Below are 25,752 nucleotides of genomic sequence, written 5' to 3'. Positions count from 1 at the left end.
CCATGGAGGACGTGAACGAGCTCGAGCTCACCTGCTTCGAGATCATCTCCTACGTCGGTTCTGCGAAATCCTCCTTTGTCGAGGCGATCGCCGCCGCCAAGGCGGGAGATCTCGATCGCGCGGAGGCCCTCGTCAAACAGGGAGATGAGAACTACAACAGCGGTCATGAAGTTCATATGAAGCTTCTGCAGGCCGATGCCGCCGGCGCTCGACATGGAGAGGCGCCTCTGATTCTTTTGCACGCCGAGGACCAGATGGCGGGAACCGAGATCGTCAAGATTCTGACCGTGAATTTCATCGATGTCTATCGCGAACTCATGGCCTTGCGCGCGAAGAGCGGGCTTTCGGGGAATGAAAGCGCGCGTTAGACGGGTATCATATCGTGACGGGGCGACCGACGAGCGTCGCCGTGAGGGGAGAGCGAACATGGCGAGGACCGCAGGGTTCTATATCGGCTTGGACGTGGGCGGCACGACGGTCAAGGAGGGTCTGCTCACCGCGCAGGGGGAGCTGATCGCGCGCGAGGTCGTGCCCACGCCGCCGCTGACCGATGCGGTCGGATACGCCGCCGTCACCGGGGGCATCGATCGTCTGCTTGCTCAAGCCGCTGCGGCTCCTGAAGACGTGCGAGGTATCGGTCTGGCGGTCCCCGCCCCGGTTCCCTCGGATGGTCGCATCAAGGTCGCCGCGAACATCAAACTCGATCTCGACGGTCTGAGAGATGCGCTTCGCGAGAGCTGCCCAGCTGCGGCCGTGACATTCGAAAATGACGCCAACGCAGCCGCGATGGGCGAGCTTTGGGTCGGCAGCGCGCGGGGCACCGACAGCTTCGTGTTCGTTACGATCGGAACCGGTGTCGGAGGCGGAGTCGTCCACGCCGGCCGTGTTGTGTCCGGGGTCGCCGGAGCAGCTGGTGAGATCGGCCATATGTGTCTGAATCCCGAAGAGACGCGTCCGTGCGGCTGCGGGGGCCATGGGTGCCTGGAGCAATACGCCTCTGCCACCGGTATCGTCCGCAGCTATCTCGCGGCGTGCCGATCAGCGGGCGTCGAGCCCGTCCCGCTGGCGGGGCCGAGCGATTCCCGCGCCGTCTTCGAGGCGGCTCGCGATGACGACGCCGCCGCCGCGAGCGCGATCGAGACCATGTGCGACTATCTGGGGCGTGCTCTCGCGCTCGTCGCCTGCGTCATCGACCCGGAGGCGTTCGTTTTGGGCGGGGGGACGTCCAACTCCTCGGATCTCTTCTTGGAGCGACTCGTCGAGTGCTATCGAAGCTATGCTCTGATCTGCTCAGCCGATACACCGATCGAGATAGCATCGCTGGGTAACGATGCCGGTATCTTCGGTGCCGCCTACGTGGCTCTCCAGGCGTCGCGTCGCTAGGTGCCGCCGGGTCGTCGCGCGCGAGCCGGTGGCGCCGGCGGGCGTCTCGTCTCCTGCTCGCGTGCGGCTCCGCCGCCATGGCGCCCGGTCTATTCGACGGTGCCGAACAGAGCGCTCCACCCGTGTGCGGCTGTGGCCGAGTTCAGCTGGTCGCACAGCCGCTGGCGCTCATAGGTGCCAGGTGGCAGCAGGCTCACGATCTCGCGCGCATCGACCGTGAGATCGAGCACTTCCGCCTCCAGTGCGATATCGAGCAGCTCGACCGTCGTGCGTCCGCGGAACAGCGCGTCCACGAAGCGCTGCAGCTCCTCGGAGCCCTCGGATTGAATCGGCATGATGCCCATGTTCTCGCTCCCATCATAGCGACGTGCTCTCAATCTAGCATGGTTTCAACATGGGGCCCTCATCAACGCGTTCATAGCTGAGCTTCGCTTGGTCTCCATTGTCTGGCATCTGGCGTCGCCTGCTGCGTCGGGGTCTTGTTTCGGTCTCTCCGGCCGCGCTCCTTGCCAGCGTGCGCCGATCTCGCAAGACCGATCATCGAGATTCTCACGCGCTGCCGAAAACTCCCCTGTCGTCTCCGCTGCTGCACGTATACTGATATCCACCGATATAGAAGCGCATCCGAGGCCTTGGCCAGGTCTCGTCTTCGCGTGACGCGTTCAATCCCAGAGGGGACCGATTATGCAGACCGTGTACGGGCAGATGAGTGATGAACAGCTCGACCGAGTGATCGAGCAGCTGAGAGATCAGGCCGACCAGGTTCGGTCGCGGGGCCTGACGCTCGACATGACCCGCGGCAAGCCCTCGCCCGAACAGGTGGCGATCTCGCTTCCGCTGCTCGATACGGTGGATGCGACGACCGATCTGCATGATGAGGGGATCGACTGCGGAAACTACGGCTGCTTCGAAGGCATCCCGTCCGCTCGCCGCCTGGCCGGAGAGCTGCTCGGTGTGCCGTCCGATCAGACGCTCGTCTTGGGATCCTCGAGTCTGCTCATCGAGTACGAGACCATCAACATGTTCTGGCTGCGCGGCACATGCGCTCACGCTCCCTGGGAGGCATATGCGGCCTCGCATAGCGGCCGGCCACCTCGTATTCTGTGTCCGGTGCCCGGCTACGATCGTCATTTCGCGATCACCGAGGAGCTCGGCATCGAAAACGTTCCGATTGCGATGACCGATGATGGACCGGATATGGATGAGGTGGAGCGGCTTGCCGCCACAGATGATTCCGTCAAGGGCATCTGGTGCGTTCCAAAGCATTCGAACCCCTCAGGCGTCACGTTCTCGAAACGCAGCGTGCAACGTCTGGCGACCATGCGGACGGCTGCTGCGGATTTTCGCATTCTCTGGGACAACGCCTATGCCGTGCACGACCTGTATCCCGATTGCGAGCCGCTTGCGAACATCTTTGATATCGCGGGCGCTGCCGGTACCCAAGACCGCGTCGTCGCGTTCGGATCCACCTCCAAGATCACGTTCCCCGGATCGGGCATCGCTTTCGTGGCGGCTTCTCGGCGCGTGCTCGATGACATTTCCCGCGCTCTCAAGGTCGCGCTCATCAGCGCCGACAAGATGAACCAGCTGCGTCATGTTCGGTTTCTGCCCACGCTTGCCGACATTCGCGCGCATATGGCCCGCCATGCCGCGTACCTGCGGCCGCGCTTCGAGCTGGTTGAGTCCAAGCTCGCAGCTGGACTGGGCGCCTCGGGTTGCGCGACCTGGACGCATCCTCGAGGCGGCTATTTCGTCTCGTTCGACGGTCCGGATCGGACGGCTCGCCGCGTCGTCGCGCTCTGCCGTGATCTGGGCGTGCGCCTCACGCCGGCGGGGGCGACCTGGCCGGGCGGGCGGGATCCCCGCGACGCCAACATTCGCATCGCACCGAGCTATCCGTCCCTTGAAGAGCTCTCAGATGCACTCGACGTGTTCGTTCTCGCGGTGAAGCTCGTGGCTGCCGAGCAGGAGGCGGCCGCGCGCGCCGAATCCCGGGAATCGCCATCGGAGGCCGAAAGGCCGTCCCTGCGGAAGAATTGAGAATCCGCTTGCATGTGTTATCGTCGCGCTCAGAAGGATACAATACAGCAAGAAGAAGCTGACAGGCGCGCTTTTTGCAGGCGCTTCCACCGGTTCCGGTCAATGGACCCCACTCTGAAGGAGCAGGCATGGAATTGAACATCACAACCGACCCAAAGCCCGAGTGCTATTCCATCGCAGTGGGGGGCGAGATCGACATTTCGTGCGCGTCGAAACTCAGGACTGCGATCGACATGGCGTTCGAGCAGCCGGCCGATGAGGTGAAGCTCGACTTCGGAGATGTGAGCTATATCGATTCGACGGGTATCGGGGTGCTCGTCGGCATGGCTCAAAACGCCCAGAGGAGGCGCAAGCGGTTCTCGATCGTCAACTGCCAGCCGGGCGTCATGCGCGTCGCGCACCTGCTCGGTGTTGATACAGAGGTTTCTATTTCTGGTCGGTGACTACGACATCTCGTCACATCTCAGCTTGCCGATGGTGGTATTCTCGTAGGGTTATGAGAGCGCTTCACGACCGGTCGCAACGCGTCGACCGTGTCAGATGACCCTTGGAGGTTGCCCGTGTTGGATATCGGCGGCAATGAGATGCTGATGATCTGTGTTGTCATCCTGTTGCTCTTCGGGCCGGATAAGCTGCCGCAGGCCGGACGCACCATCGGTCGCGCGATCCGTCAGTTCCGCGAGACGCAGGCCAGAATGACGGCGATGGTTCAATCCGAGATCGTGGATCCGCTCGCGACAGCCGTTCAGGATCCTTCGATCTTGGTGGACGCCGCCACGAAGGGCGATGTTCCGGATGAGGAGGACGCCGACGCCGATACCGACGACATCGCCTCCAGGAAGGCAGCCGAGGCCAAGAGCGAGACATTCGCCGAGCGGCGCGCCCGCCTGCTGAGCGAGCAGGCGAAGACCGCCGGCGAGCCCGTGGCGCATCCCGAGGGGGATCTCGAGGACGAACAGAGCACCCGGCCCGTCGAGCCGGGCGCATCCGAGCCGAGCGCAGCGGATGAGAAGTCCGGCGGCGTGATCGCCCAGGCCGACGTCGCCGCATCACCTGAGGCCGCACCGGAGGCGCGACTCGATGAGGAGGCCGAGACCGAGAGGCTCTATGCCCGCAGGCCCCGCGTGCGCGCCCGTGCGGACGAGGAGACACCGAGCGCGCAGGCGAGCTGCGCCGCCCCTGAAGATGGATCAGAGCAGGGGGGTGATCGGTGATGCCGATCGGACCAGCCCGTATGCCGCTTCTCGACCATCTGGGGGAGCTGCGCCGTCGTTTCACCATCATCTTGTTCTCGGTCTTCGTGACCGCGCTCATCATGTACTTCGCGACGCCTGTCGTCGTCGATATCCTGAAGATGCCGATCGCTCCATCGGTTGCCGGCAAGTTCTACATCACCTCCGCGCTCGGCGGCTTCACGCTGCGCTTCTCAATTTCGTTCAAAGTCGCCCTGATCATGTGCACACCGATGATCCTGTGGCAGATCTTGGGATTCTTCTTGCCCGCCCTCAAGCCCAACGAGCGTCGCTGGGTCGTCCCGACGGTCTTGGCTGCGACGGCGCTGTTCTTCATCGGTGCCCTGTTCTGCTACCTGTTCGTCATCCCGCCGTGCTTTCAGTGGCTGATCGGCGAGACGAAGGCGATCGCCGATCCGCTGGCTGAACTCACGGACTACCTCAATATCGAGCTTTTGCTGCTCATCGGCTTCGGTATCGCGTTCGAGCTTCCCCTGGTCATCTTCTATCTGTCTATCTTCCATATCGTTCCCTATACGGCGTTCAGGGCGCAGTGGCGCTACATCTACGTCGTGATGGTCTTCGTGTCGGCATGCGTGTCGCCCGACGCCTCACCGGTCACATGCATCATGATGTATGCCGCCCTGATCGTACTCTACGAATCATCGCTGGCCGTCGCGCGTCTCGTTATCGTCGCACGGGAGGGCAAGGCCGGTCTGTCGCGGAGCCGGCTGGGATTTTTCACAGATGACGAGGACGAGTGATTCCGTCAACGGGGTCAGTGGGAGGACATGCGCATGCGGGCACAGAGGGCCGAGGGCACGAGGGATCTGATCGGGCGCGATATGCGCGCTTGGATCGCGATGCGAGATGCTGCGGCTGAGGTGTTCGAACCCTTTGGGTTCGAATTGGCTGAGACCCCTGCTATCGAACAGGTCGATGTTTTCGTGCATGGTATCGGCCAGTCGACAGATGTCGTGCGCAAGGAGATGTTTCGCGTCTTCTCCGGGGCGAACCTGGAGCGCGCGCTCACTCAGGGGACGGAAGCCAACCTCAAGGCCAAGCAGCGTCTCGCTCTGAGACCTGAGGGAACCGCAGGCTTGGTTCGCGCCGTGGTGGAGGGAAATCTCGTCCCCCCCGGAGGGGCACCGGTCAAGCTCTACTATGCCGAGGCGATGTTTCGCGGCGAGCGCCCGCAGAGGGGTCGGTTGCGTCAATTCCATCAGATCGGCATCGAGTGGCTCGGCGCGCCCGATGCTGCCGCCGATGCCGAGAGCATCGTCATGCTCATGGAGTTCTACCGGCGGATCGGCTTCGATATGAATCGTCTGCGCCTCAGCATCAACTCGATGGGCGATGCGCGGTGCCGTCCCGCCTATCGCGAAAAGGTACGGGACTTCATCGCGCGACACGCTGATGAGATGTGCGATGAGTGCCGCGAGCGCGCACAGCTCAATCCGCTACGCGCCTTCGACTGCAAAAATGATCGGTGTTCGAAGATCATGCGATCCGCACCGCTCATGATCGATAACCTGTGCGAGGAGTGCCGGGCTCACCACGATCAGGTCAAGAGATATCTCGATGCCGCGGGCGTGAGCTATCTCGAGGACCCGACGCTCGTGCGAGGTCTGGATTACTACACCCGTACGGTGTTCGAGGTGGAGGCCCTCGACGCCGCCGTCGGCTCCATCGGCGGCGGGGGTCGCTATGATGGGCTGGTTGAGCTTGAAGGGGGAAAGCCGACACCGGGGGTCGGATTCGCCGTCGGCTTCGAGCGCATCATGCTCGCGCTCGAAGCTCAGGGCACGCGGTTGGGTAAGGACGCGCCTCCGTGCGTATACGTTGCCAATGCAGGTGCCGATCTGCGCGAGCGCGTGTTCGACATCGCGCTCCAACTGCGCGCGGCGGGGGTGCGCACCGAGGCCGACTATCAGGGACGCTCGCTCAAGGGGCAGTTCAAGCAGGCCGACAGGCTCAAGGCGGCGCTTATCATCGTGATCGGCGCGGAGGAACTCGCCGCTGGTGCCGTGCGCGTGCGCGATATGGTGAGTCATGAGGAGCGACTGGTAGCCCTGGACGAGATTCTCGAGGACGTTCGGTCCCGTCTCAGCTGAGGCGGGCAGAGAGGCGCGGCTCGCTGGCTGCAGAGCGCGCGTGCGAGCGCGTGAGGTCGGAGCATGGGCGGGGCCGGGTTCTGTAAACATCTGCGCATAGATGCGCTGCCGTGCGGGCCGCGGCGCCTGCGGCCCCTATAATGATGGCGTTGCGCTCAGCTGCCGGCCGCCGCGCCGAAAGACCAAGGGGGACTCTGTGATCCGACCACGTTGTGAAGCCAAGCCCGCAGCGGCAATCGACTCGAAGCAGACGGAGACGGTCTACAGGCTGGCGAACGAGGCGATCTTCGCCGGACGCATCGATGCCGTCGAAACGAAGGCAGCCGCAGACACGCTGGCGGACATCGATGTTCCGACACTGCTGCGCGACAATCTCGAGCTGTTCTTGCGCTTGGAGCGCAAGATCCTTCAAGAGTACGATCCCGCGGTTCGCAGGCTCTTCGATGAGCTGCTCGATGATGTGATCAACGTGACCGCGCCCGAAACATCTTCGGTGCCTTCGCAGGTTCCAAGCGGGTGTTCCGAAGCCGGATCCGGCGATGAGCCCGCGACCCGGGGGACGGCCCGCGTCTCGGACAACGACGGTTCCGAGGTGTTTCGCGACGCCGTGGCGCTGCTCGACTCGGTGCCCGCGGAGCGCCAGCAGATCCTCGTCCGCGCGTTCACATCCTTCTTCCATTTGGCGAATCTCACCGAGGAGAACTTCCGGGTTCGCTCGCTCAAGAAGCGGGAGAGCGAAGTTTCGATCGACTCTGCGGTCGATCCGTCCAACGAGCTGACCGTCGCCTATCGCCGGCTCATCGAAGAGACCGGGGTGCAGCGCGCGACACAGCTGCTCGATCGACTCGAGTTTCACCCTGTCTTCACCGCGCATCCCACCGATGCGCGGCGCAAGGCTGTCGAGGGAAAGATCCGCAGGATCGCTGCTCTGCTTGACCAGAGGCCGCGTCTCGGAGGATCCGATCTCGTGGAGAACGAGCGCCATATGCTTCAAGAGATCGATGCGCTTCTGCGCACCTCTCCCACAGCGATCAAGAAGCCGACGCCGGTCGAGGAGGTCGATACGATCATCGACATCTTCGATGGGACGCTGTTCGATACGATCCCCCAGGTGTATCGCCGGTTCGACGACTGGGTGCTCGGCGAGCGCGCAGGCCGCGTGCCACCGGTGTGCCCCGCGTTCTTTCATCCCGGAAGCTGGATCGCAGCGGACCGCGATGGCAACCCGAACGTGAACGCCAGAGTGAGCCGTCTGGCGGCGATGAAGCTGTCGGCTCACATGGTGTCGTCTCTCGCGCGCAAGTGCCGCAGCGTGGGCCGCAATCTCACGCTCGATTCGGCGTGCGCCGAACCATCCGAGGAGCTGCGCGGACTGTGGAGACGACAGGTTGAGATGAGCTCCACCTTGACGGATCGCGCTCAGGCCATCTCGCAATCCGAGCCTCACCGTGCAGTGATGCTCGTGATGTGCGCACGTTTGGAGGCCACCGTCGCTCGCAACGCGGACAACATGTATCGCGACTGCGCCGAGTTCTTGGATGACCTGCGCATCGTGCAGCGCTCACTTGCCGCGGCGGGAGCCCCGCGCGCGGCCTTCGGACCTCTCCAGACGCTTATCTGGCAGACGGAGACGTTCGGCTTCCACATGGTCGAGATGGAGTTTCGCCAGCACTCCGTCGTGCACACCCGTGCTCTGGAGGATATCCGAGCTCATGGTCTGACCGGTGATCTCGAGCCCATGACGCGCGAGGTGCTGGACACCTTCAGAGCTCTTGGATTTATCCAGCGTCGTCTGGGCGCGCGCGCCGCGAGGCGCTACGTCGTCTCGTTCACGAAATCGGCTCAGCACATCGCCGATGTCTTCGAGCTCGCGCGTCTTTCATTCGCCGATCCGAAAGATGTGCCGACGATCGACGTGATTCCGCTCTTCGAACAGCTTGAGGACCTTGAGGGATGCATCGATATCCTCGATCAGATGCTTGAGGATCCAGATGTCTCGCGTCGGCTTTCCGAATCGAGCCGCAGGATGGAGATCATGCTCGGCTACTCCGATTCGTCGAAGGACGCCGGACCGACCACGGCGACGCTCGCGTTACATGACGCGCAGCGCAGGATCGCTCTCTGGGCGCAGCGCAATGACATCGATCTCACGCTCTTCCATGGGCGCGGCGGAGCAGTCGGTCGCGGTGGGGGTCCGGCGAACAGGGCGGTGCTCGCGCAACCGAGAGGATCTGTCAATTGCCGTTTCAAGGTCACCGAGCAGGGGGAGGTCATCTTTGCCCGTTACGGCAATCCGTCTCTGGCGCGCCGTCACATCGAGAGCGTTGCCGCAGCGACCCTGCTGAACTCCGCTCCATCGGTCGAGCGCGAGAACACCGAGATGACCGCGAGCTTCTCGCAAGTTGCAGTCAGGTTGAGCGATTTTTCGCATGAGCGCTACCGCGCACTGCTCGAATCGGATGATTTCGCGTCTTGGTTCTCGACGGTGACACCTCTCGCCGAGGTGGGGCTTCTTCCTATCGGTAGCCGTCCCGCCAAGCGAGGACTCGGTGCGCAGTCGCTGGACGATCTCAGAACCATCCCTTGGGTTTTCTCATGGTCTCAGGCGCGTATCAATCTTGCAGCCTGGTACGGTCTCGGAACCGCTTGCGAGCGGCTCGGAGATCTTGATCTGCTCAGGCGAGCCTATCGTGAATGGCCCCTGTTCGCCACATTTATCGACAACATCGAGATGTCGATCGCGAAAACAGACGAGAGAATCGCGAAGATGTATCTCGCTTTGGGGAAGCGCGAGGATCTGGCTCGCCAGGTGCTCGAGGAGATGCGTCTCACCCGTGCCTGGACGCTGGCTATAACAGGCAACTCGTGGCCGCTGCAGCATCGCCGCGTGCTCGGGTACGCCGTGCGCGTACGAAACCCGTATGTGAACGCGCTTTCGCTCGCTCAGGCGCGCGCGCTTCGCAACGTCAGAGCGCCGATCGGCGATATTTCCGAACAGGACAAGAAAGAGTATCTGGATCTGATCCTGTCCACGGTGGCAGGCGTGAGCGCCGGCTTGCAGAACACCGGGTAGAGGAAGCACGCAGTTGCCCGTATCGGTCGCATCCCATATATCGTCACAGGCCAAAGAGGTCACTTGGTGCCGAAAGTAGGGCAACCCGTGGTCTCGCAACAGCGCACCAGAGCTTGTACCATGATTCCGAGAGGCGCAAGGTTCAAGCGAAAGGAGCATCCAGATGGCCACGATCGACAAACAGCTCTGGTCGGAAGTTGAGCGGGTGCGCGAGCAGTGCAAATCTGCCGACGACGCTCGAGATGCCGGACTGCCCACCGATATACCCGAGGTGAAGCGAATCAACAAGATCAGCTATGGACCCGATGAGGAGCAGACGCTTGACATCTCGCGTCCGACCGGCATGGATGGCGATCTGCCGACCATCATCAACGTGCACGGCGGCGGATGGGTCTATGGCACGACCGAGGTCTATCAGTTCTACTGCCTCGCGTTGGCGAAGGCCGGCTTCAACGTCGTCAGCTTCAACTATCGCCTGCCGCCGAAGGTGCAGTTCCCCGGGGAGCTCGATGATCTGCATCGTGTCATGCATTGGGTCTGCGACCACTCGAGCGAGTATCATCTAGATTTGAACAACGTCTTTCTGGTCGGCGACAGCGCGGGCGGTCAGATGGTCGAGCAGTACGTGACGATTCTCGCCAACCCGTCGTTTCGAGCGCTATTCACCTACGATGTCCCGAAGCTGTCCGTGCGCGCCGCCGCCCTCAACTGCAGCGCATGCTTCATGAAAGAAGAGCTGGCTTACACGAGCAAAAAGAAGATCGCCGGCGCGATCACCGCGTATTTCACGCCGGAAGCCGTCGAGGCGCACCAACGGCAACTCGACACCGAGACATACATGACCTCTGATATCGTGCCCCTGTTCCTGCTCACGGCGAATGATGATTTTCTGCGTGATCACATGTACAAATTGGATGGCTTTCTCATCGCCAAGGGCATCGATCATCGAATCGAATGCTTCGGTGACAAGGATAACCCGCGCAGCCATGTTTTCCATATCAATCAGCGGGATCCTCTTGCAACCGAGGCCAACGAGATGGAGCTCGATTTCTTCAGGTCCCATCTGGCATGAGCGCGTGGTCGCATGAGCTCGTGCAGCCGAGGGATGCGTTGCCGGCTGTCCTGCTGATCCATCGGAGTCGCTCTGGTGCAGGTGAGTACATATCGCCTCATTGGCATCAAAGCATCGAGCTGAGCTACACTCGTTCGGGTTCGATCGATGACTTTACGATCGCCGATGCACATTATCGGACAGCGCCCGGAAAGCTCCTCGTGGTCAATTCACGGCACGTGCACAGCGTGCGGGTGCTTCCCCGAAGTCACGCCTCCGGTGGGATCGCGCTGTCGATGCTCTTTCCCTATGATCTGGTATCAGGCTTGTATCCGCAGATCACAGACCAGGTGATCGCGATCAATGACGAAACGGGGTTCAGCTTCATTCAGCACGACCGCTATCGGCATATCGTACAACTCTGCGAACAGGTCATTGCGGAAAAGCTCGCCCGAGGAGATCGCATGAAAGATGTGCGGCTGAGCCTGCTCAGTCTTCAGATCTTGCAGGTTCTGCTGAGAGATTTCACCGCCCCCCGAGACGGACCAACAAAGGGATCTTGTTTTGTGGGTGAACGATTGCAGCAGGTCGTTGACTATATTGACAACAACTATCTGACTGCGGGCAGCCTAAGTGAGATCGCGAGGCACATTCCCTTATCGAAAGCCTATCTTGCGCGCTTTTTCAAGAAAAACATGGGAGTGACCGTCGGGCAGTATCTGAGCGCCGTTCGCGCTCGCCATGCTCGTATTGAGATTCTGCGCCAGCATGGCACCTTCGAGGAGATCGCGCTCAGCGTCGGCTTCAGCGGTGCGAAGACGATGAATCGCGCCCTCATGTCGAGCTATGGCATGAGCGCGCGGCAGATCCAAGAGGATCATCGCTCTCATCTGACAAATTTCGAGCATGCGTTGAAATCGTAGAGAGGATCGATCATGGAACGGCGACTGCAGCAGACGTTCATCTTCAAAGTTTCCCTGCTCTCCATCTCTTTGTTCTTGTCTATGGCACCGCAGATATCTTCGGCGCTCCCTCTTATGTATGGTGCATTCCCAGGTATCGATCAGGCGGGAGTAGAGACGCTTGCGACGATTCCGAACTTTGGCATCATGGCCGGCCTGCTGATAAGCCCACAGCTCGCACGTTTGATCGGCAAGAAGCTGACGATCGTGCTCGGACTCGTCATCGGCCTGATAGCGGGAACGGTCCCGATGGCTACCGACTCATATATACTGATCTTGATCACCCGCTTTCTGCTCGGAGCCGGGATCGGGCTGTTCAACTCCTTGGCAGTCAGCCTCATCCCTCAGTTCTATCTCGAGGATAAGAACGAGTTGGCAACGATGATAGGCTACCAAAACGTCATGGGTGGTGTCGGGGCCGCGCTCGCATCACTTCTCGTCAGTCATCTCGTAGTGATCAGCTGGCATGCCGCATTCGGCATCTACCTGCTCTTCATCCCCTCTCTGGTTGCGTTCACCATGTTCGTTCCCTTGAAATCCCATGCTCGACATCCTGATGAAGATGCATCTCGCCCGGGGGATTTTGAAAAGCATCCGCGCAGAATCAACGCTTCGGTAATCGAGATTGCGGTTCTCATGTTTTTGATATTCGTCTTTTTTATGCCTATGAGTTTCAGATTGCCGAATCTCGTGGTCAGCGAAGGGATCGGCACAGCGAGTCAGATCGCGCTCGTGGGTGCTGGAACTACGCTTGTTGGCATTCCTGTCGGCATGGCCTACGGCTTTTTGTTCAAGCATCTTCGCGAAGTGCTGTTTCCTCTGGGTTTTGGGCTGACGACTCTCGGTTTTCTCGCTGTCGCGACGGCACCGGACTTGGCTTTTCTTATCGTGGCGGTGCTTGTCGTCGGCGTGGGGTTCGGTCTGGCGGTGCCCTATGTCTACACGTGGCTCGATCAGGTTGCGCCGCAGGAGTCCATCAACTTCGCGACGACCGTCATATTGGTTCTCGTCAATCTGGGTTGTTTTGTTTCGCCGATGCTGATCAGCGCTATCTCATCCTTCATCGGAATCAGGGGCCCTCGGGCGGAGATGCTGATCTCGGTGGTCGCCTTCGCTGCGATGTTCATCTATGCGGTCAAGCATGTCGTGAATGCGCGAGCGACGCGGGAGCGAGAGCGAAAAGAGCGAACTCAGATTTCCGTGCAGCGCTGAGCGTGTCACCGCAGCAACGAGCATGCTGCTTCAGAAGCGCGCAGTAGGCTCTGCTCACCCGGATACGGCACCGATGAAGGCGCGCGTGCGATCCGATGAGGGGTGCTCGAATATCTGTTCGGGCGTGCCCTGCTCGACGACGACACCGTCTTCCATGAAGATGACGCGATCCGCGACATCGCGCGCGAAGCTCATCTCGTGGGTGACCACGACCATGGTCATGCCAGCCTGGGCGAGTTCGCGCATGACATCGAGCACGTCGCGGACGAGCTCGGGGTCCAACGCGCTGGTCGCCTCATCGAAGAGCATGACGTGCGGATCCATGGCGAGCGCACGGGCGATCGCGACGCGCTGCTGCTGACCGCCGGAGAGTTCGTCTGGAAAGTAATCCGCGCGATCCTTGAGACCCACGCGAGCCAGCTGGCACAATGCGACTCGCTCGGCTTCTCGCTTCGTGCGCTTGCAAACCTTCATCTGCGCGAGCATGACGTTGTGCAGAGAATCCAGGTGGGGGAACAGGTTGAAGCTCTGAAATACCATGCCCATGCGCTCTCGCACGCGATTGAGCTCAACCTTGTGCGCGGTGATGTCTTGGCTCTCGAACAGAATCTGGCCCGAGTCTGGTCGCTCGAGCCGGTTCAGGCATCTGAGCAGGGTTGACTTGCCCGATCCCGATGGCCCCAGGATGACGACGACCTCGCCGCGGGCGATGTCCATCGATATCCCCTTCAGCACGTCGGTTTCCCCGAAGCTCTTACGCAGATCGGTGACACGAATGATAGAGGTGCGATCGTCACGTGGGCCACCATCGTCTCCGTTCGCGTCTTCCAGCTGCTGTTCCAGCAAAAGATCTTGTTCATCTGATTCGGGCATCGCGTGCCTCCTCATGACGCGGCGACGCGCGCGGAGTCGCCAGACGCTGTCGTGTTCGATCGATGTCGGCGCGTGCGACCGCTACTCACGCGCCGCTCGAGATGCCGCGTGATCTTGGAGAGCGGCAGCGTGATGACGAGATAGAATGCCGCCGCTACGATATAGGGGGTGATCGAACCGGTGTTGGCGACGATGGTCTTGGCGTACATGACCAGCTCCATGGTGCCCACGGCCGCGAGCAGCGACGTATCCTTGTACAGCAGGATGAACTCATTGGTGAGGTTGGGGATCACGGCTCTAAACATCTGGGGCACAATGACGTCGACCATGGTCTGGGAACGCGTCATGCCCAGCGAGCGGGCCGCCTCGCCTTGGCCGATATCGATGCTCGCGATGCCGGCACGGAAGATCTCGCACAGATACGCGCCCGAGTTCATGAACATGACGATTATGCCGAGCGCGAACGGCGCAACTTGGACTCCGGCGAGGGGCAGACCGAAAAAGGCGATGTAGATCTGCAGAAACATCGGTGTGCCGCGCACGATGTTCACGTAGGTCGTCGCGATCCCGCGCAACACGGCGCTGCGGGCGCGTCGCATGATCGCGAGGAGAAGACCACATGGGATGGCCAGGGGGAACGAGATGGCTGCGATGGCCAGAGACATGAGAAAGCCTTGGAGCACCACGGGAAAGCTCGTCACGAGTATCATGGGATTGGCGAACAGCCGCAGAAACTTGTTGGAGTTCCATGATCTCACCCAAGGCTGGGCGGAGAGAAACTGCGCCGCCTGCTCGAACGGCGACACGCCGACGACTGTGATCGCGGGAATGTCCGATAAGGCCTTGCTGCCTGCGGAATTAGTCTCTGAGCCGGTGAGTTGCATCTGGCCGCCCGCTGCGGGGAAGATCACCCCGTAGATCTGGATGTTGAGCTTTCCGGCTCGGTTGATCGGTTCGGGAAAGGACAGCGTCAAGGTCTGATCCTTTGAGCCGACTTCGACTCCGATCTCGGTGCGCGTCATGAAATCCCGTCCGGTGAGCAAGACCACCCGCGTATCGGCGGAGCGATATGCCGTGTTCTCCGGAAGCGTGAGCGAAAGCGACCTGAGACCCTCGTCGACACCGAGGGTCGCCTCCCACGTCACACGCGTCTCCGAGCCGCCCATGACATCGCTCGTCTCGTCGTCTGCGTTCGAGCGCGCCGTGCAGCGCTCGACCGTCAGGGCGCAAGCGGTTCTGGGGCCGCCGCACAGCAGGACGGCGAGTGCGAAGAACATGATGATAGATCGGAGCTTCCACGATCTGCGTTCGGCTGATCTGCTCATGTTATTTCAGATACTCGGAGGTGAGCCGGTCGATGGTGCCGTCATCCCTCAGTGCCTTGAGGGCGCGATCGATGCCCTGCTTCAGGCCCGGATTGTCCTTGGATACCGCGATCGCGTACTGCTCGCCCGTCGCAGACTGGGCTACGATCTGAGCATCGGGATAGGCGTCGGCGAGCATGTTCTGCACGACGGATCTATTCGTGCAGACGGCAGCGGCTTGGCCGGCCTGTACAGCGGCGAAGCAGTCTGTGGAGTTGCCATAGCTCTGAGTCGTCGCATGCGGGTAGTTCTCCTTCACGAACGCCTCGCCGGTGGTGCCGCTCTGAACCGCGATGACGACGCCTTGCTTGTTCAGCTCGGACTCGGCGTTGTCCGAGGTGATGGGACTGCCCTTCATGACCGCGATGGCCTGGTCGTCGGTATAGTAGCCGCTGGAGAAATCGACCACCTTCTCTCGCTCGGGTTCGATCGTGATGCCCGAGATACCCGCATCCGCTTGGCCGCCGGCGGCTATGGCCGTGGTGATGCCATCGAACTGAAGATTCTTGAATTCCGCTTCCAGACCCATCTGCTTGGCGACCGCTTTGGCGATCTCGATATCGAACCCGACGTATGCCCCGTCCTTGAGGTTCTCGAAGGGAGGGAAATCAGGAGATGTCGCGAATGTGAGCTTGCCGGGGGAGGTAAGGGTGTAATCGCTCGAGTTCGATTCGCCTGACGCGCCGGAACCCTTGGAGGCGTCACCGCCCTTCGAGGCCTGGCTGCACGCAGCAAGCCCTATCACGGTTGCAAGTGCGAGCATGAACGGTACGACGTATCGTACGCTTCCCATCTTCTTCATAGCTGTTCCCCAATCCTTGTCGTGCGGTGTGCGCAGAGTCGGGTACTGCATCACATACCCGAGCCAGTATCGCTTTATCCGCGCGTCTCGGCAATATTCATACCTAGGATATTCTTCGTTATGAAATATAACGGTTAAATATTCTATATATCGTATATTTTGACCGTATTCGGAGCGTTTTTTGCATCGACGCAGTCGCCTCAGCGGATCGCATTAGCAGAGAACCATCGTGAATAGCGCGAGAAAAAAGTACAGTCCGGACACCTTGGAGCGCGGGTTGCAGCGGTCCCATGAACAAGTGTCGAAATCAGCGTGCCGCCGCATCAAGCAGCCGATAAGATGGTACCATCTCTTGCTACGGTGTCGGGTTGCGCGGTCTACGCAGACTCGGCAGTCTGTCGGTTGCCGCCCGCACCGACACGGGGCGGCGCAGATGAAGGAGGATCCTGTGGAAGACAGCCACGATATGCAACGCATGCATTCCATGCACAGTCGCACGAGCGGTGAGCTTCGCGCTGCGGATATCGGTCAAGAGGTCACGCTCACCGGGTGGGTGTGGCGCCGCCGCGACCACGGAGGCCTGATCTTCTGCGATCTTCGCGACCGAACCGGTTTGACGCAGTGCACGTTCGATCCCGAGCATTCCGGCGGCGAGGCGTTCAGGACGGCTGAGACCATGCGCCCAGAATGGCCGATCCTGGTCCGCGGCATCGTCAAGAGCCGAGGCGAGGACATGGTGAACCCGAAGCTCGCGACCGGCGAGATCGAGGTGCTCGTCGACCATATCACCGTGTTCAACCGGGCCAAGACCCCGCCTTTCCCGATCGAAGATGGCATCGATACCGCAGAGGACACCCGGCTGCGCTACCGATATCTCGACATGCGCCGCCCAGAGGTCGCCGCCAAGCTCCGGCTCCGCGACGAGTTCGCGTTCGCTGTGCGCAAGGCGCTTCACGACCGCGCGTTCACAGAGATCGAGACACCGGTTCTCGGCAAGTCCACGCCTGAGGGCGCCCGTGATTTCATCGTGCCCTCGCGCACCCAGCCGGGAAGCTTCTATGCGCTGCCGCAGTCCCCGCAGCTCCTGAAGCAGCTGCTCATGATCGGGGGCGTGGAGCGCTACTATCAGGTCGCGAAGTGCTATCGCGATGAGGATCTGCGCGCGGATCGTCAGCCCGAGTTCACTCAGGTCGATGTCGAGATGAGCTTCGTCACCGAAGATGACGTGATCTGCGAGATGGAGGATGTGCTCCTTGAGGCGTTCACCCAGGTAGGCGTGGGCTTTCCCGCGCCTCTGCGCCGCATCCCGTACTGGGAGGCCATGGATACCTTCGGCAGCGACAAGCCGGACACGCGCTACGGCATGCATCTGATCGATCTGAGCGATACGTTCGAGCATTCGGACTTCAAGGTGTTCGCCCATGCGGCCAAAGCCGAGGGACAGGTGGTGAAGGCGCTTAACGCGCGTGGGGCCGGAGCTTGGCCGCGCGCGCAGATCGACAAGCTCTCAGATGTCGCTACGAGGCTGGGAGCCAAGGGCCTCGCTTGGATAGCGTTTCGCCCCGATGGCTCGGTGAGCTCGCCGATCGCGAAGTTCTTTTCCGAGAGCGAGATGGCCGATCTGCGAAGTCGCTGCGATGTCGAATCCGGAGATCTCGTGATGCTCGTCGCCGGCGAGCGACTCTGCGCAGATGAGGTCTTGGGCGGGATGCGCACGCACATGGCCGATGCGCTGGGCGTCCCGCGTCAGGGTCACGACTTTCTCTGGGTCGTCGACTTTCCACTGTTCAAGTATGACGCTGCTGAGCAGCGCTTCGCATCCGAGCATCATCCGTTCACGCAGCCGCGCGACGAGGACCGGGAGAAGATCGCGACCGACCCGCTCGCCGTGGGCTCGTGCACCTACGATCTCGTCATGGACGGCTTCGAGGCGGGTGGAGGCGGCATCCGCATCCATGAATCCGATGTTCAGCTGAAGGTTCTCGAACGTCTGGGGTTTGACGAGGCGTCCGCCCGTGAACAGTTCGGGTTTTTGCTGGACGCGCTCGATTACGGTGCTCCGCCGATGGGAGGGTGCGCATTCGGTCTGGACCGTATCTGCATGCTGCTCACGGATTCAGCGTCGATTCGCGACGTCATCGCGTTCCCCAAGACGAGTTCCGGCTCCGATCTCATGCTGCGCGCACCGAGTCCGGTTTCATCTCGGCAGCTCGAGGATGTTTCGATCCGACTGGATTAAAGCGGTCGCCACGGCGCGAGAGCGGATCCATCGAAATCGCGAGGTCGATCCCAGACGGCGTCCGCTTTCGCGGTGCCGGCTCGCTCGGAGAAGACGTCTCGACGGGCATGAATCGATTCGCCCGGACGCCGTCTGTCTTCGGACGCGCGTTCGGCTCGCATGAATCGATCAGCCCTCATCTTCTGATGAAATATCCAGCAGGATCACAGAAGTTGCTTCGGGGCCGCCGCGTGATGGGGGTATGCTTGAGGCGCAGAAGCGTCGCATCTTGAGGCCGCAACCGGAAAGGGGACCCCATGGAGTCCATGATCAAACTCATCCCGCAGTTCAAGGAAAAGATCTGGGGAGGCCGGCGCCTTGCGACCGATTTCGGTTACGATATCCCCGCCGGCCCGGTCGGAGAGTGCTGGGCGATCTCGGCTCACCCCTCTGGCGACGATGTGATCGCCACGGGGCGGTTTTCAGGACAAAGTCTGTCATGGCTCTGGGAGCATCACCGCGAGCTCTTCGGCGATGCCGTAGGAGATCGTTTTCCCCTGCTTGTGAAGATCATCGACGCGAAGGATGATCTCTCGATCCAGGTGCACCCCGATGACGCCTACGCTGCCGAGCACGAAGGCGGCTCGCTGGGGAAGAAGGAGTGCTGGTACGTGCTCGCAGCGGATCCGGGTCAGACGATCGTGATCGGTCAGCGGGCTCGCGCGCGCGACGAGTTCGCTCGCATGGCTCGCGAGGGCCGCTGGAACGAGTTGCTCAATGAGGTGCCGGTTCGACCCGGCGATTTCTTTCAGATCGATCCGGGAACGGTACATGCCATCAAGGGCGGCACTCTGATTTTGGAGACCCAGCAGTCCTCCGATGTGACCTACCGCGTGTACGACTACGATCGTCTACAGGACGATGGGACCCACCGAGAGCTGCATATGGCGCAAGCGCTCGACGTGATCGATTTCGACCAGGTTCCCCCGTGTTCGGGCACCGTCAACGATGATGAGGCTGAAGGCGTCACCGTGCTCGAGACGAATGAGTGCTACACGGTCGAACGCGTGCGGTGTGTCAGCTCGCTCACCTATGAGACGCGCCATCCCTTCACCTGCGTGAGCGTGATCGCCGGCGAGGGGACGCTCAACGGCGAGGATGTTCGCAAGGGCAGCCATCTGCTGGCTCTGTCGGGATGCGAGCGCATAGACATCCTCGGTGAGATCGAGATGATCTGCTCATATCAGTGAGTGTTCCGCGCACAGACGCGGTTTTGTTTGATTTGTCTAAATTGTATGATGAAGCTAACTAATTTCTCCTTTTCCCTCGGACTCTCTTCCCGAGCGGGTGTCGCCGTGCTAGTTTACTTAGGTGAACATTGGCGATCGGCTCCTTTTTGATGGATGGGGGATTCGGATGCTCGGTTATCAGGCACATACCGAAACACGCAGACCTTCGATGCCGCTGTCACTGGTGAGATCCGGTGAGACGGTAGCGGTTTCGAGCGTACGCGGGGATGAGGGTATCAGGCGTCATCTCAAAAGCCTCGGATTCGTTTCGGGCTCGCAGGTGCATGTTGTCACTGCGGGCGGGAGCAACATCATCGTGAACGTCAAGGGAACCCGGCTGGGTCTCGACAGCAGGGTCGCGCAGCATGTGATGACCACGTAGTTTTCTGGCCGCTCCCGGCGAGCAGCTGCTCTGGTCCGGCTGAGTTCGGGCTCCTGCGGTTCTCGAGGAAGCTGCCTCAGACGTTGAACACGACAATTCTGGCATATGGAGAGGAGGATGCAATGAAGACACTGGCAGATGTGATGGTGGGAGATTTCTCCGCTATCGTCAAACTGCATGGAGAGGGTGCGCTGCGCCGTCATCTCATGGATCTCGGACTCACCAGGGGAACAGCTTTCACCGTGGTGAAAGTCGCGCCTTTGGGAGACCCCATCGAGATCCGCGTGCGCGGCTATGAACTCTCGATCCGCAAAGAGGAGGCAGCGATCATCGAGGTCGGATGACGGCGCATTTTTGTATTGAAAAAGTTAGACATTTCTAACTAATGAGGTAACGGCGAGCTTCTCATGGCGGCTCGGACGAATCGAGTGGAAGAAGGTATGGATGTCAGCCTCATCGCTCAATGTGGCACTTGCTGGAAACCCGAACTGCGGCAAGACGACGCTTTTCAATCTGGTGACCGGACAGAACGGCTACGTCGGAAACTGGCCCGGTGTCACGGTGGAGAAGAAGGAGGCGAGGGTCCGAGCCGATCACCAGATAACGGTGACGGATCTTCCCGGTATCTATTCGCTGTCTCCTTACAGCCCCGAGGAGCGGGTCTCGCGCGATTATCTCATGAGCGGCGTTCCCGATGCGGTCGTGAACATCGTGGATGCCACCAATCTCGAGCGCAACCTCTATCTGTCGCTGCAGATCATCGAGACCGGCTTGCCGACTGTGATCGCGCTCAACATGGGGGATCTCGTCGAGCGCGCAGGCGATCGCATCGATACGAAAGCGCTCTCCAGACGTCTCGGATGCCCTGTGATCATGATATCGGCGCTCAAAAACAAGGGAGTCGACGAGCTGATCGCCGAGGCCAGGCAGGCGGCGACTCAAAAGGCAAGGCCGAGTTCGCCTGCGTTCGATACGAGCATCGAGTGCGTCGTCTCGCGCATCGAGCAGCTGCTGCCTGCATCTGTCGCCGCGCGGGAGCGCCGCTACTGGGCTGTGAAGCTGTTCGAGCGCGACGCTGACGCCTTGACGCGCGTCCACCTCAGCCGCGACAGCGCGGCGTGCATCGAGCAGCTCGTCTCGGATTGCGAGCGAGACTGCTCAGATGACGCGGAGTCCATCATCACAAGCGAGCGCTACGCCACGATCGCCCATATCATCGACGACTGTCTCAAGCGAGCGCCCGAGAAGATGAGCGTCTCGGAGAAGATCGACCGCGTGGTGACCAACCGCGCCTTGGGCCTGCCGATCTTCGCCGTCGTGATGTTTCTCGTCTACTTCATAGCGGTCTTTACCGTCGGCAAGTCGGCGACCGATTTCACAAACGACCAGATCTTCGATCAGGGCTGGTTCGTCTTGGGACAGGGTCGGGCGGCCTACGATGAGGCCGCCGATCGCTATACCGAGGCGCAAGCCGAGATCGCGGCTTTCATGTCAGCTGCTGACGAGCACGGAGTGGATGTGTCCGCATACAACGATGCGATGGATGCGAGCGATCCGGCGGCCGCGGCGGCTGCAGCCGCGGATATCGCGCGCGACCCGGCCGTCTCCCAGATCAAGACGACAGCGGAGATCCCGGGAGACGACGACCAGGTGAGCAGAGTGTCCGTGGATAGCGCGACGCTCGAAGGCGCGCTCGCTGTCGGCGAACCCGATCCGGCCTCATTCGGCCCCTGGGTGCCGAGCGTGCCCGCTATCGTCGGCGGATGGCTGACCGCGGGCGGAACGCAGGAGGGGGGACTCGTCTACGCGCTCCTGATCGATGGTGTCATCGGGGGGCTCGGAGCGATACTCGGCTTTCTGCCGCAGATGGTCGTCTTGTTCATCATGCTCTCGTTTCTTGAGGATTGCGGTTACATGGCACGTGTCGCATTCATCATGGATCGCGTGTTCCGCCGCTTCGGCTTGTCGGGTAAATCATTTATTCCGATGCTCATCAGTTCGGGTTGCGGGGTCCCCGGCATCATGGCCACCAAGACCATCGAGAACGAGAAGGACCGGCGAATGACGGTCATGACGACGACGTTCATACCCTGCGGGGCGAAGCTGCCCATCATCGCGCTGCTCATGGGCGCGCTCGTGAGCGGCACATCGGCCTGGTGGATCAGTCCGCTGTTCTACTTCCTCGGTGCGTTCGCGGTCATTGGCTCAGGTATCATGCTCAAGAAGACGAGGCTCTTCCGCGGCCGTCCCACGCCCTTCGTCATGGAGCTTCCGACCTATCATATGCCGGCTGTCCGTTCGTGGGCTCTGCATGTGTGGGAGCGCTGCTGGTCGTTCATCAAGAAGGCGGGGACGATCATCTTCGCCTCGACGGTGGCGGTGTGGTTCCTGTCCAACTTCGGTGTCTATCACGGAGCATTCGGATACCTGCCGGACATGACCGGGATCCCCGAGGAGTTCACCGATTACTCGGTGCTCGCCGGGCTCGGTGGCGCGCTCGGCGTGATCTTCGCACCACTCGGGTTCGGATCCTGGCAGGCGGCCGCGATGTCGGTGACCGGTCTTATCGCCAAGGAGAACGTCGTCGCCACGGCAGGTTCGCTGCTTCATATCTCCGGTGCGACCGAGAGCGATCCGAGCATGTGGAGCGCGTTCTCCGCGATGTTCGGAACAGCCGGCGGCGTGCTCGCATTCGGGGCGTTCAATCTGCTGTGCGCTCCATGTTTCGCCGCCATGGGGACGATCAGAAACCAGATGAAATCCGGCAGGTGGACGGCGATCGCGCTGGGATACGAGTGCGGTCTCGCTTGGGTGATCGGGCTGATCGTGAACCAGATGTATCTGCTCGCGACCGGCGGAGAGATTGGCGCATGGACCGTCATCGCCTTCATCGCGATCGCCGCGATCGCATATCAGCTGCTCAAACCGATGCCCAAGGATGCATTTCTTGATGAGCCCGTCCTGGTGGAGGCTGTCGCCTCGGCATAGGGACGCCTCGGCATCGGCGGACTCGGCTGCTTCGGCATGTTGCCGCTTCGGCGACATCGAGCCTGTGAGGTGGGCGCGCAGCCGGGCATGTACTATCAGCAAGGTTGAAAGGAGAGGTATGGCCCCGCTAGACATCGTCATCTTGTCGCTTGTCGCCGCTGCCTTCATCGCCGTGTGCGTGCGCGTGCGCAGAAAGGGCGCGTGCGCGGATTGCGCGCACGCATGCGCATGCGCCAAAGGTCACCGGCCTGCGAAGCGAAGGAGCTGTCCTGCCCTCAGAGGTGCGGCCGACATCGCGGACGAGCTCTCTCGCCATGTGAGATAGCTTCTCGCCCTCTCGCTTTGCCCTCTGCGCGCTCACAGCCCCCCGCCGGTCCCGCACGTATGCTCCCGGTGATCGGAAATCGCCTCGAAACAAATGTGTGGCAAAATACGATGGGGTATGCGACTTTGCGGGATGCAGACAGAAGGGTGCTTGGCATGGACCGGCAGAATATCGATTTCGTCCTCCGAACAATAGAGAAGCGGGGCATTCGATTCGTGAGGCTGTGGTTCACCGATGTGCTGGGCCGACTCAAGAGCTTCGCGATAAGTCCAGAGGATCTGGAGGTCGCTTTCGAGGAGGGCATCGGTTTCGATGGCTCATCGATCGAGGGCTTCACCCCGCCCGAGGAGGCGGATATGCTCGCCTTTCCGGATCCCTCGACTTTCCAGGTGCTGCCTTGGCGGCCCCCGCACGATGGGGCGGCGCGCATGTTCTGCGATATCTGCACGCCTGATCGCGTGCCGTTCGAGGGGGATCCGCGCGAATGTCTGCGCCGGATGTTCTGCCGCGCAGAGGCGGCCGGCTTCATACCGAACATGGCCAGCGAGCTCGAGTTCTACTACTTTCCCGACGACCACACGCCTGAGCCGCTCGATCACGTCGGGTACTTCGATCTGACTCCGTCCGATTCGGCCCGTGATCTGCGACGGGCGACGGTGCTCACGCTTGAGAAGATGTCGATTCCGGTCGAGTACACCTTTCATTCATCCGGCCACTCCCAGCACGCCATCTCTATCAGGCATGCGGAGGCGCTGACGACAGCCGACAATATCATGACCGCCAAGCACGTCATACGTCTCGAGGCGTTCGAGGCGGGCATTCACGCATCGTTCATGCCGAAACCCATCTCAACGCAAGCCTCGTGCGCCATGTTCCTCCAGCAGTCGCTGTTCGACCGCGAGGGGAACAATGTCTTCTGGGGCGAGGAGGAGCAGCTCTACCACCTCTCAAGCACGGCGAGAAGCTACATGGCCGGCATCTTGAGTCACGCCGCCGAACTCTCGGCGATCACGAATCCGACCGTCAACTCGTACAAGCGTCTCACCACCGGCGAGGGGAACACGCCGGAGTACGCAACATGGGGCCTGCGCAACCGCGCCGCCATGATTCGCGTGCCCATCTACAAACCCGGTAAGCAGCTATCGACGCGCATAGAGCTTCGCTCGCCCGACCCGATGGCGAATCCCTATCTCGCCGCCGCGGTTACGCTCGCCGCGGGACTGGACGGCATCCGACGCGGGCTCGCGCTTCCGGCCGAATCGATGGCCGAGGCGCAGAACCTGAGCGAGGGCGAACTGGCGCACTCGGGCTTCGCCCCGCTGCCTCGCAGCCTCGATGAGGCACTCGATGTCTTTGCCAGCTCCGAGTTCATGCGCGACGCTCTCGGCGAGCACATCCACTCGTTCTTCCTCAAGAAGAAGCGCGATGAATGGGAACGCTATTCCTCGGTCGTGACGGAATGGGAGATCGACTACTATCTGGCAAACTCCTGATCCGCCGCTGCGCGTCGGCGGCGCGATGAGCAGCGAGGGCGCTCGTCGACGCGAGATCGCGCAAGGCGGGTCCGCTGCGCGCCACTGCAGTCGAGAGCGCGGTCAGTCATATGTGCTCGGGCGGAAATATCGCGTTCCGATTCCCCCGTGGGCTATGATATAGCTGTTTGGAAGGTGGGATATGTCAGAGAAATGCCTGTTGTTCATGGCTCGCACGACGCGTTTGCATGAGTTTGTCAGCTCATGCGCGCAGACCATGGATGTCGCGATCAGTCTCGCGACCCCGGACTCACCGAGTGCCGCCATTGAATTCGATCTGCTCGTGCTCGACGCCGACGGAGTGCGCAACGATCGCATCGAGCAGATCGCCGCATGGCTCGATGATCGCGGCGGCATTCCGATGCTTGTGGTGGCCGACGAGGCGGCCCTGCCGGCTCTGCGCCTGCCCTCGCGCATCCGATCGGACTTCATCTGTCCCACAGCGCTTCCCGCAGAGCTTGAGGCCCGTGTGAGCCGGCTCATCTTCGAGGCAGCTGGGCCCTCGTCAGATGAGGTCTTGAGGATCGATGAACTTCTTATAAATCTGGCAACGTATCAGGTCTATCTGGAGGGTGAACCCGTCGATCTCACGCTCATGGAGTATTCGCTGCTCTCGTTTCTCACGACGCATCCGAATCGCGCCTATTCGCGCGAGGTGCTGCTTCACCGGGTTTGGGGTTTCGAGTACTGCGGCGGGACGCGCACGGTTGACGTTCATATACGGCGCATTCGCTCCAAAGTCGGTCCGCAGATCGCCGCGCATATCATGACGGTGCGCGGCGTCGGCTATCTGTTCAGGACCTGAACGCGTGGAAAGCGGTTTCGCTCGGTCGGCGCAGCTGCTCGACCTCTATCGCGCCCCTTGTTGAATCTTGTCGGGCGGCGGGGCGGAATAGCTTAAATATGAGTGAA

Annotated in this window: 23 protein-coding genes; 19 read left to right on the top strand and 4 right to left on the bottom strand. The window is 61.1% G+C overall.

Features of this window, described 5'->3' with window-relative positions; all coding sequences use genetic code 11:
• Nucleotides 1–2 precede the first annotated feature (2 nt).
• A complete protein-coding gene (locus tag CORGL_RS07595; protein WP_013709318.1) occupies nucleotides 3–368 on the top strand; it encodes a PTS lactose/cellobiose transporter subunit IIA in 366 nt (121 codons plus the stop codon).
• 58 nt (nucleotides 369–426) lie between these two features.
• Complete coding sequence (locus CORGL_RS07590; RefSeq protein WP_013709317.1) at nucleotides 427–1,383, top strand: ROK family protein; 957 nt, start codon at nucleotides 427–429, stop codon at nucleotides 1,381–1,383.
• 89 nt (nucleotides 1,384–1,472) lie between these two features.
• Here CORGL_RS07590 and CORGL_RS07585 read toward each other — a convergent pair whose 3' ends face one another.
• Nucleotides 1,473–1,727: a hypothetical protein gene (locus CORGL_RS07585; RefSeq protein ID WP_013709316.1), complete on the bottom strand. Its 255-nt coding sequence runs from the start codon at nucleotides 1,725–1,727 to the stop codon at nucleotides 1,473–1,475.
• A 340-nt stretch (nucleotides 1,728–2,067) separates the two neighbouring features.
• On the opposite strand from CORGL_RS07585, the gene CORGL_RS07580 reads away from it, so the two are divergent.
• From CORGL_RS07580 to CORGL_RS07540, 9 genes are all read left to right on the top strand, one after another.
• Entirely contained in the window at nucleotides 2,068–3,423 is a 1,356-nt protein-coding gene (locus tag CORGL_RS07580; protein WP_013709315.1) for an aspartate aminotransferase type Ic, read from the top strand.
• Nucleotides 3,424–3,551: 128 nt separating this feature from the next.
• Nucleotides 3,552–3,866 (top strand): STAS domain-containing protein, encoded by a 315-nt coding sequence (locus CORGL_RS07575; protein WP_013709314.1) that lies wholly within the window; start codon nucleotides 3,552–3,554, stop codon nucleotides 3,864–3,866.
• Between the two features lie 90 nt (nucleotides 3,867–3,956).
• Nucleotides 3,957–4,637, top strand: a complete 681-nt coding sequence (locus CORGL_RS07570) for a Sec-independent protein translocase subunit TatA/TatB (RefSeq protein ID WP_041738707.1) — start codon at nucleotides 3,957–3,959, stop codon at nucleotides 4,635–4,637.
• A complete protein-coding gene (gene tatC / locus CORGL_RS07565) occupies nucleotides 4,637–5,419 on the top strand; it encodes a twin-arginine translocase subunit TatC (RefSeq protein ID WP_013709312.1) in 783 nt (260 codons plus the stop codon). The genes CORGL_RS07570 and tatC overlap by 1 nt, the downstream gene beginning before the upstream one ends.
• A gap of 33 nt (nucleotides 5,420–5,452) precedes the next feature.
• A complete protein-coding gene (hisS, locus tag CORGL_RS07560; RefSeq protein ID WP_013709311.1) occupies nucleotides 5,453–6,769 on the top strand; it encodes a histidine--tRNA ligase in 1,317 nt (438 codons plus the stop codon).
• Nucleotides 6,770–7,067: 298 nt separating this feature from the next.
• Nucleotides 7,068–9,842 carry a phosphoenolpyruvate carboxylase gene (locus CORGL_RS07555; RefSeq protein ID WP_425358166.1) on the top strand — a complete coding sequence of 925 codons (2,775 nt, stop codon included), beginning with the start codon at nucleotides 7,068–7,070 and terminating at the stop codon, nucleotides 9,840–9,842.
• 163 nt (nucleotides 9,843–10,005) lie between these two features.
• Nucleotides 10,006–10,914 (top strand): alpha/beta hydrolase, encoded by a 909-nt coding sequence (locus CORGL_RS07550; protein ID WP_013709309.1) that lies wholly within the window; start codon nucleotides 10,006–10,008, stop codon nucleotides 10,912–10,914.
• Entirely contained in the window at nucleotides 10,911–11,816 is a 906-nt protein-coding gene (locus CORGL_RS07545; RefSeq protein ID WP_013709308.1) for a helix-turn-helix domain-containing protein, read from the top strand. The genes CORGL_RS07550 and CORGL_RS07545 overlap by 4 nt, the downstream gene beginning before the upstream one ends.
• A gap of 12 nt (nucleotides 11,817–11,828) precedes the next feature.
• Nucleotides 11,829–13,067 carry an MFS transporter gene (locus tag CORGL_RS07540; RefSeq protein WP_013709307.1) on the top strand — a complete coding sequence of 413 codons (1,239 nt, stop codon included), beginning with the start codon at nucleotides 11,829–11,831 and terminating at the stop codon, nucleotides 13,065–13,067.
• A 54-nt stretch (nucleotides 13,068–13,121) separates the two neighbouring features.
• Here CORGL_RS07540 and CORGL_RS07535 read toward each other — a convergent pair whose 3' ends face one another.
• The 3 genes from CORGL_RS07535 to CORGL_RS07525 are packed head-to-tail and all read right to left on the bottom strand — an operon-like array spanning nucleotide 13,122 to nucleotide 16,106.
• On the bottom strand, nucleotides 13,122–13,940 hold the full coding sequence (locus CORGL_RS07535; RefSeq protein ID WP_013709306.1) for an amino acid ABC transporter ATP-binding protein: 819 nt from the start codon (nucleotides 13,938–13,940) through the stop codon (nucleotides 13,122–13,124).
• Nucleotides 13,941–13,951: 11 nt separating this feature from the next.
• Entirely contained in the window at nucleotides 13,952–15,265 is a 1,314-nt protein-coding gene (locus CORGL_RS07530) for an amino acid ABC transporter permease (protein WP_049777704.1), read from the bottom strand.
• Nucleotide 15,266: 1 nt separating this feature from the next.
• Nucleotides 15,267–16,106, bottom strand: coding sequence for an ABC transporter substrate-binding protein (locus tag CORGL_RS07525; protein WP_013709304.1), 840 nt, complete (start codon nucleotides 16,104–16,106; stop codon nucleotides 15,267–15,269).
• Nucleotides 16,107–16,572: 466 nt separating this feature from the next.
• Here CORGL_RS07525 and aspS point away from each other — a divergent pair, with 466 nt between their 5' ends.
• The 8 genes from aspS (at nucleotide 16,573) to CORGL_RS07485 (ending at nucleotide 25,645) form a co-directional block, all read left to right on the top strand.
• A complete protein-coding gene (aspS, locus tag CORGL_RS07520; RefSeq protein WP_245526975.1) occupies nucleotides 16,573–18,345 on the top strand; it encodes an aspartate--tRNA ligase in 1,773 nt (590 codons plus the stop codon).
• 296 nt (nucleotides 18,346–18,641) lie between these two features.
• Nucleotides 18,642–19,574, top strand: coding sequence for a type I phosphomannose isomerase catalytic subunit (locus tag CORGL_RS07515; RefSeq protein ID WP_013709302.1), 933 nt, complete (start codon nucleotides 18,642–18,644; stop codon nucleotides 19,572–19,574).
• 208 nt (nucleotides 19,575–19,782) lie between these two features.
• Nucleotides 19,783–19,995 (top strand): FeoA family protein, encoded by a 213-nt coding sequence (locus tag CORGL_RS07510; RefSeq protein ID WP_156789823.1) that lies wholly within the window; start codon nucleotides 19,783–19,785, stop codon nucleotides 19,993–19,995.
• A gap of 122 nt (nucleotides 19,996–20,117) precedes the next feature.
• Complete coding sequence (locus CORGL_RS07505; RefSeq protein ID WP_013709300.1) at nucleotides 20,118–20,339, top strand: FeoA family protein; 222 nt, start codon at nucleotides 20,118–20,120, stop codon at nucleotides 20,337–20,339.
• Between the two features lie 100 nt (nucleotides 20,340–20,439).
• Nucleotides 20,440–22,983 (top strand): ferrous iron transporter B, encoded by a 2,544-nt coding sequence (gene feoB / locus CORGL_RS07500; RefSeq protein WP_013709299.1) that lies wholly within the window; start codon nucleotides 20,440–20,442, stop codon nucleotides 22,981–22,983.
• 118 nt (nucleotides 22,984–23,101) lie between these two features.
• Complete coding sequence (locus CORGL_RS07495) at nucleotides 23,102–23,308, top strand: hypothetical protein (protein WP_013709298.1); 207 nt, start codon at nucleotides 23,102–23,104, stop codon at nucleotides 23,306–23,308.
• A 155-nt stretch (nucleotides 23,309–23,463) separates the two neighbouring features.
• Nucleotides 23,464–24,801 (top strand): glutamine synthetase family protein, encoded by a 1,338-nt coding sequence (locus tag CORGL_RS07490; RefSeq protein ID WP_013709297.1) that lies wholly within the window; start codon nucleotides 23,464–23,466, stop codon nucleotides 24,799–24,801.
• Between the two features lie 181 nt (nucleotides 24,802–24,982).
• Nucleotides 24,983–25,645 (top strand): response regulator transcription factor, encoded by a 663-nt coding sequence (locus CORGL_RS07485; protein ID WP_013709296.1) that lies wholly within the window; start codon nucleotides 24,983–24,985, stop codon nucleotides 25,643–25,645.
• Nucleotides 25,646–25,752 lie beyond the last annotated feature (107 nt).

Origin of the sequence: Coriobacterium glomerans PW2 (assembly GCF_000195315.1) — a bacterium.
Taxonomy (GTDB): domain Bacteria; phylum Actinomycetota; class Coriobacteriia; order Coriobacteriales; family Coriobacteriaceae; genus Coriobacterium; species Coriobacterium glomerans.
This window is presented reverse-complemented; position numbering and strand designations above follow the sequence as displayed.

Excerpts from the sequence above, each read along its gene's own strand:
- CORGL_RS07595 (WP_013709318.1), top strand. The coding sequence starts at position 3 with ATGGAGGACGTGAACGAGCTCGAGCTCACCTGCTTCGAGATCATCTCC.
- CORGL_RS07590 (WP_013709317.1), top strand. The coding sequence starts at position 427 with ATGGCGAGGACCGCAGGGTTCTATATCGGCTTGGACGTGGGCGGCACG.
- CORGL_RS07585 (WP_013709316.1), bottom strand. The coding sequence starts at position 1,727 with ATGGGCATCATGCCGATTCAATCCGAGGGCTCCGAGGAGCTGCAGCGC.
- CORGL_RS07580 (WP_013709315.1), top strand. The coding sequence starts at position 2,068 with ATGCAGACCGTGTACGGGCAGATGAGTGATGAACAGCTCGACCGAGTG.
- CORGL_RS07575 (WP_013709314.1), top strand. The coding sequence starts at position 3,552 with ATGGAATTGAACATCACAACCGACCCAAAGCCCGAGTGCTATTCCATC.
- tatC (WP_013709312.1), top strand. The coding sequence starts at position 4,637 with ATGCCGATCGGACCAGCCCGTATGCCGCTTCTCGACCATCTGGGGGAG.
- hisS (WP_013709311.1), top strand. The coding sequence starts at position 5,453 with ATGCGGGCACAGAGGGCCGAGGGCACGAGGGATCTGATCGGGCGCGAT.
- CORGL_RS07550 (WP_013709309.1), top strand. The coding sequence starts at position 10,006 with ATGGCCACGATCGACAAACAGCTCTGGTCGGAAGTTGAGCGGGTGCGC.
- CORGL_RS07545 (WP_013709308.1), top strand. The coding sequence starts at position 10,911 with ATGAGCGCGTGGTCGCATGAGCTCGTGCAGCCGAGGGATGCGTTGCCG.
- CORGL_RS07540 (WP_013709307.1), top strand. The coding sequence starts at position 11,829 with ATGGAACGGCGACTGCAGCAGACGTTCATCTTCAAAGTTTCCCTGCTC.
- CORGL_RS07535 (WP_013709306.1), bottom strand. The coding sequence starts at position 13,940 with ATGCCCGAATCAGATGAACAAGATCTTTTGCTGGAACAGCAGCTGGAA.
- CORGL_RS07530 (WP_049777704.1), bottom strand. The coding sequence starts at position 15,265 with ATGAGCAGATCAGCCGAACGCAGATCGTGGAAGCTCCGATCTATCATC.
- CORGL_RS07525 (WP_013709304.1), bottom strand. The coding sequence starts at position 16,106 with ATGAAGAAGATGGGAAGCGTACGATACGTCGTACCGTTCATGCTCGCA.
- aspS (WP_245526975.1), top strand. The coding sequence starts at position 16,573 with ATGCAACGCATGCATTCCATGCACAGTCGCACGAGCGGTGAGCTTCGC.
- CORGL_RS07515 (WP_013709302.1), top strand. The coding sequence starts at position 18,642 with ATGGAGTCCATGATCAAACTCATCCCGCAGTTCAAGGAAAAGATCTGG.
- CORGL_RS07510 (WP_156789823.1), top strand. The coding sequence starts at position 19,783 with ATGCCGCTGTCACTGGTGAGATCCGGTGAGACGGTAGCGGTTTCGAGC.
- CORGL_RS07505 (WP_013709300.1), top strand. The coding sequence starts at position 20,118 with ATGAAGACACTGGCAGATGTGATGGTGGGAGATTTCTCCGCTATCGTC.
- feoB (WP_013709299.1), top strand. The coding sequence starts at position 20,440 with ATGTCAGCCTCATCGCTCAATGTGGCACTTGCTGGAAACCCGAACTGC.
- CORGL_RS07495 (WP_013709298.1), top strand. The coding sequence starts at position 23,102 with ATGGCCCCGCTAGACATCGTCATCTTGTCGCTTGTCGCCGCTGCCTTC.
- CORGL_RS07490 (WP_013709297.1), top strand. The coding sequence starts at position 23,464 with ATGGACCGGCAGAATATCGATTTCGTCCTCCGAACAATAGAGAAGCGG.
- CORGL_RS07485 (WP_013709296.1), top strand. The coding sequence starts at position 24,983 with ATGTCAGAGAAATGCCTGTTGTTCATGGCTCGCACGACGCGTTTGCAT.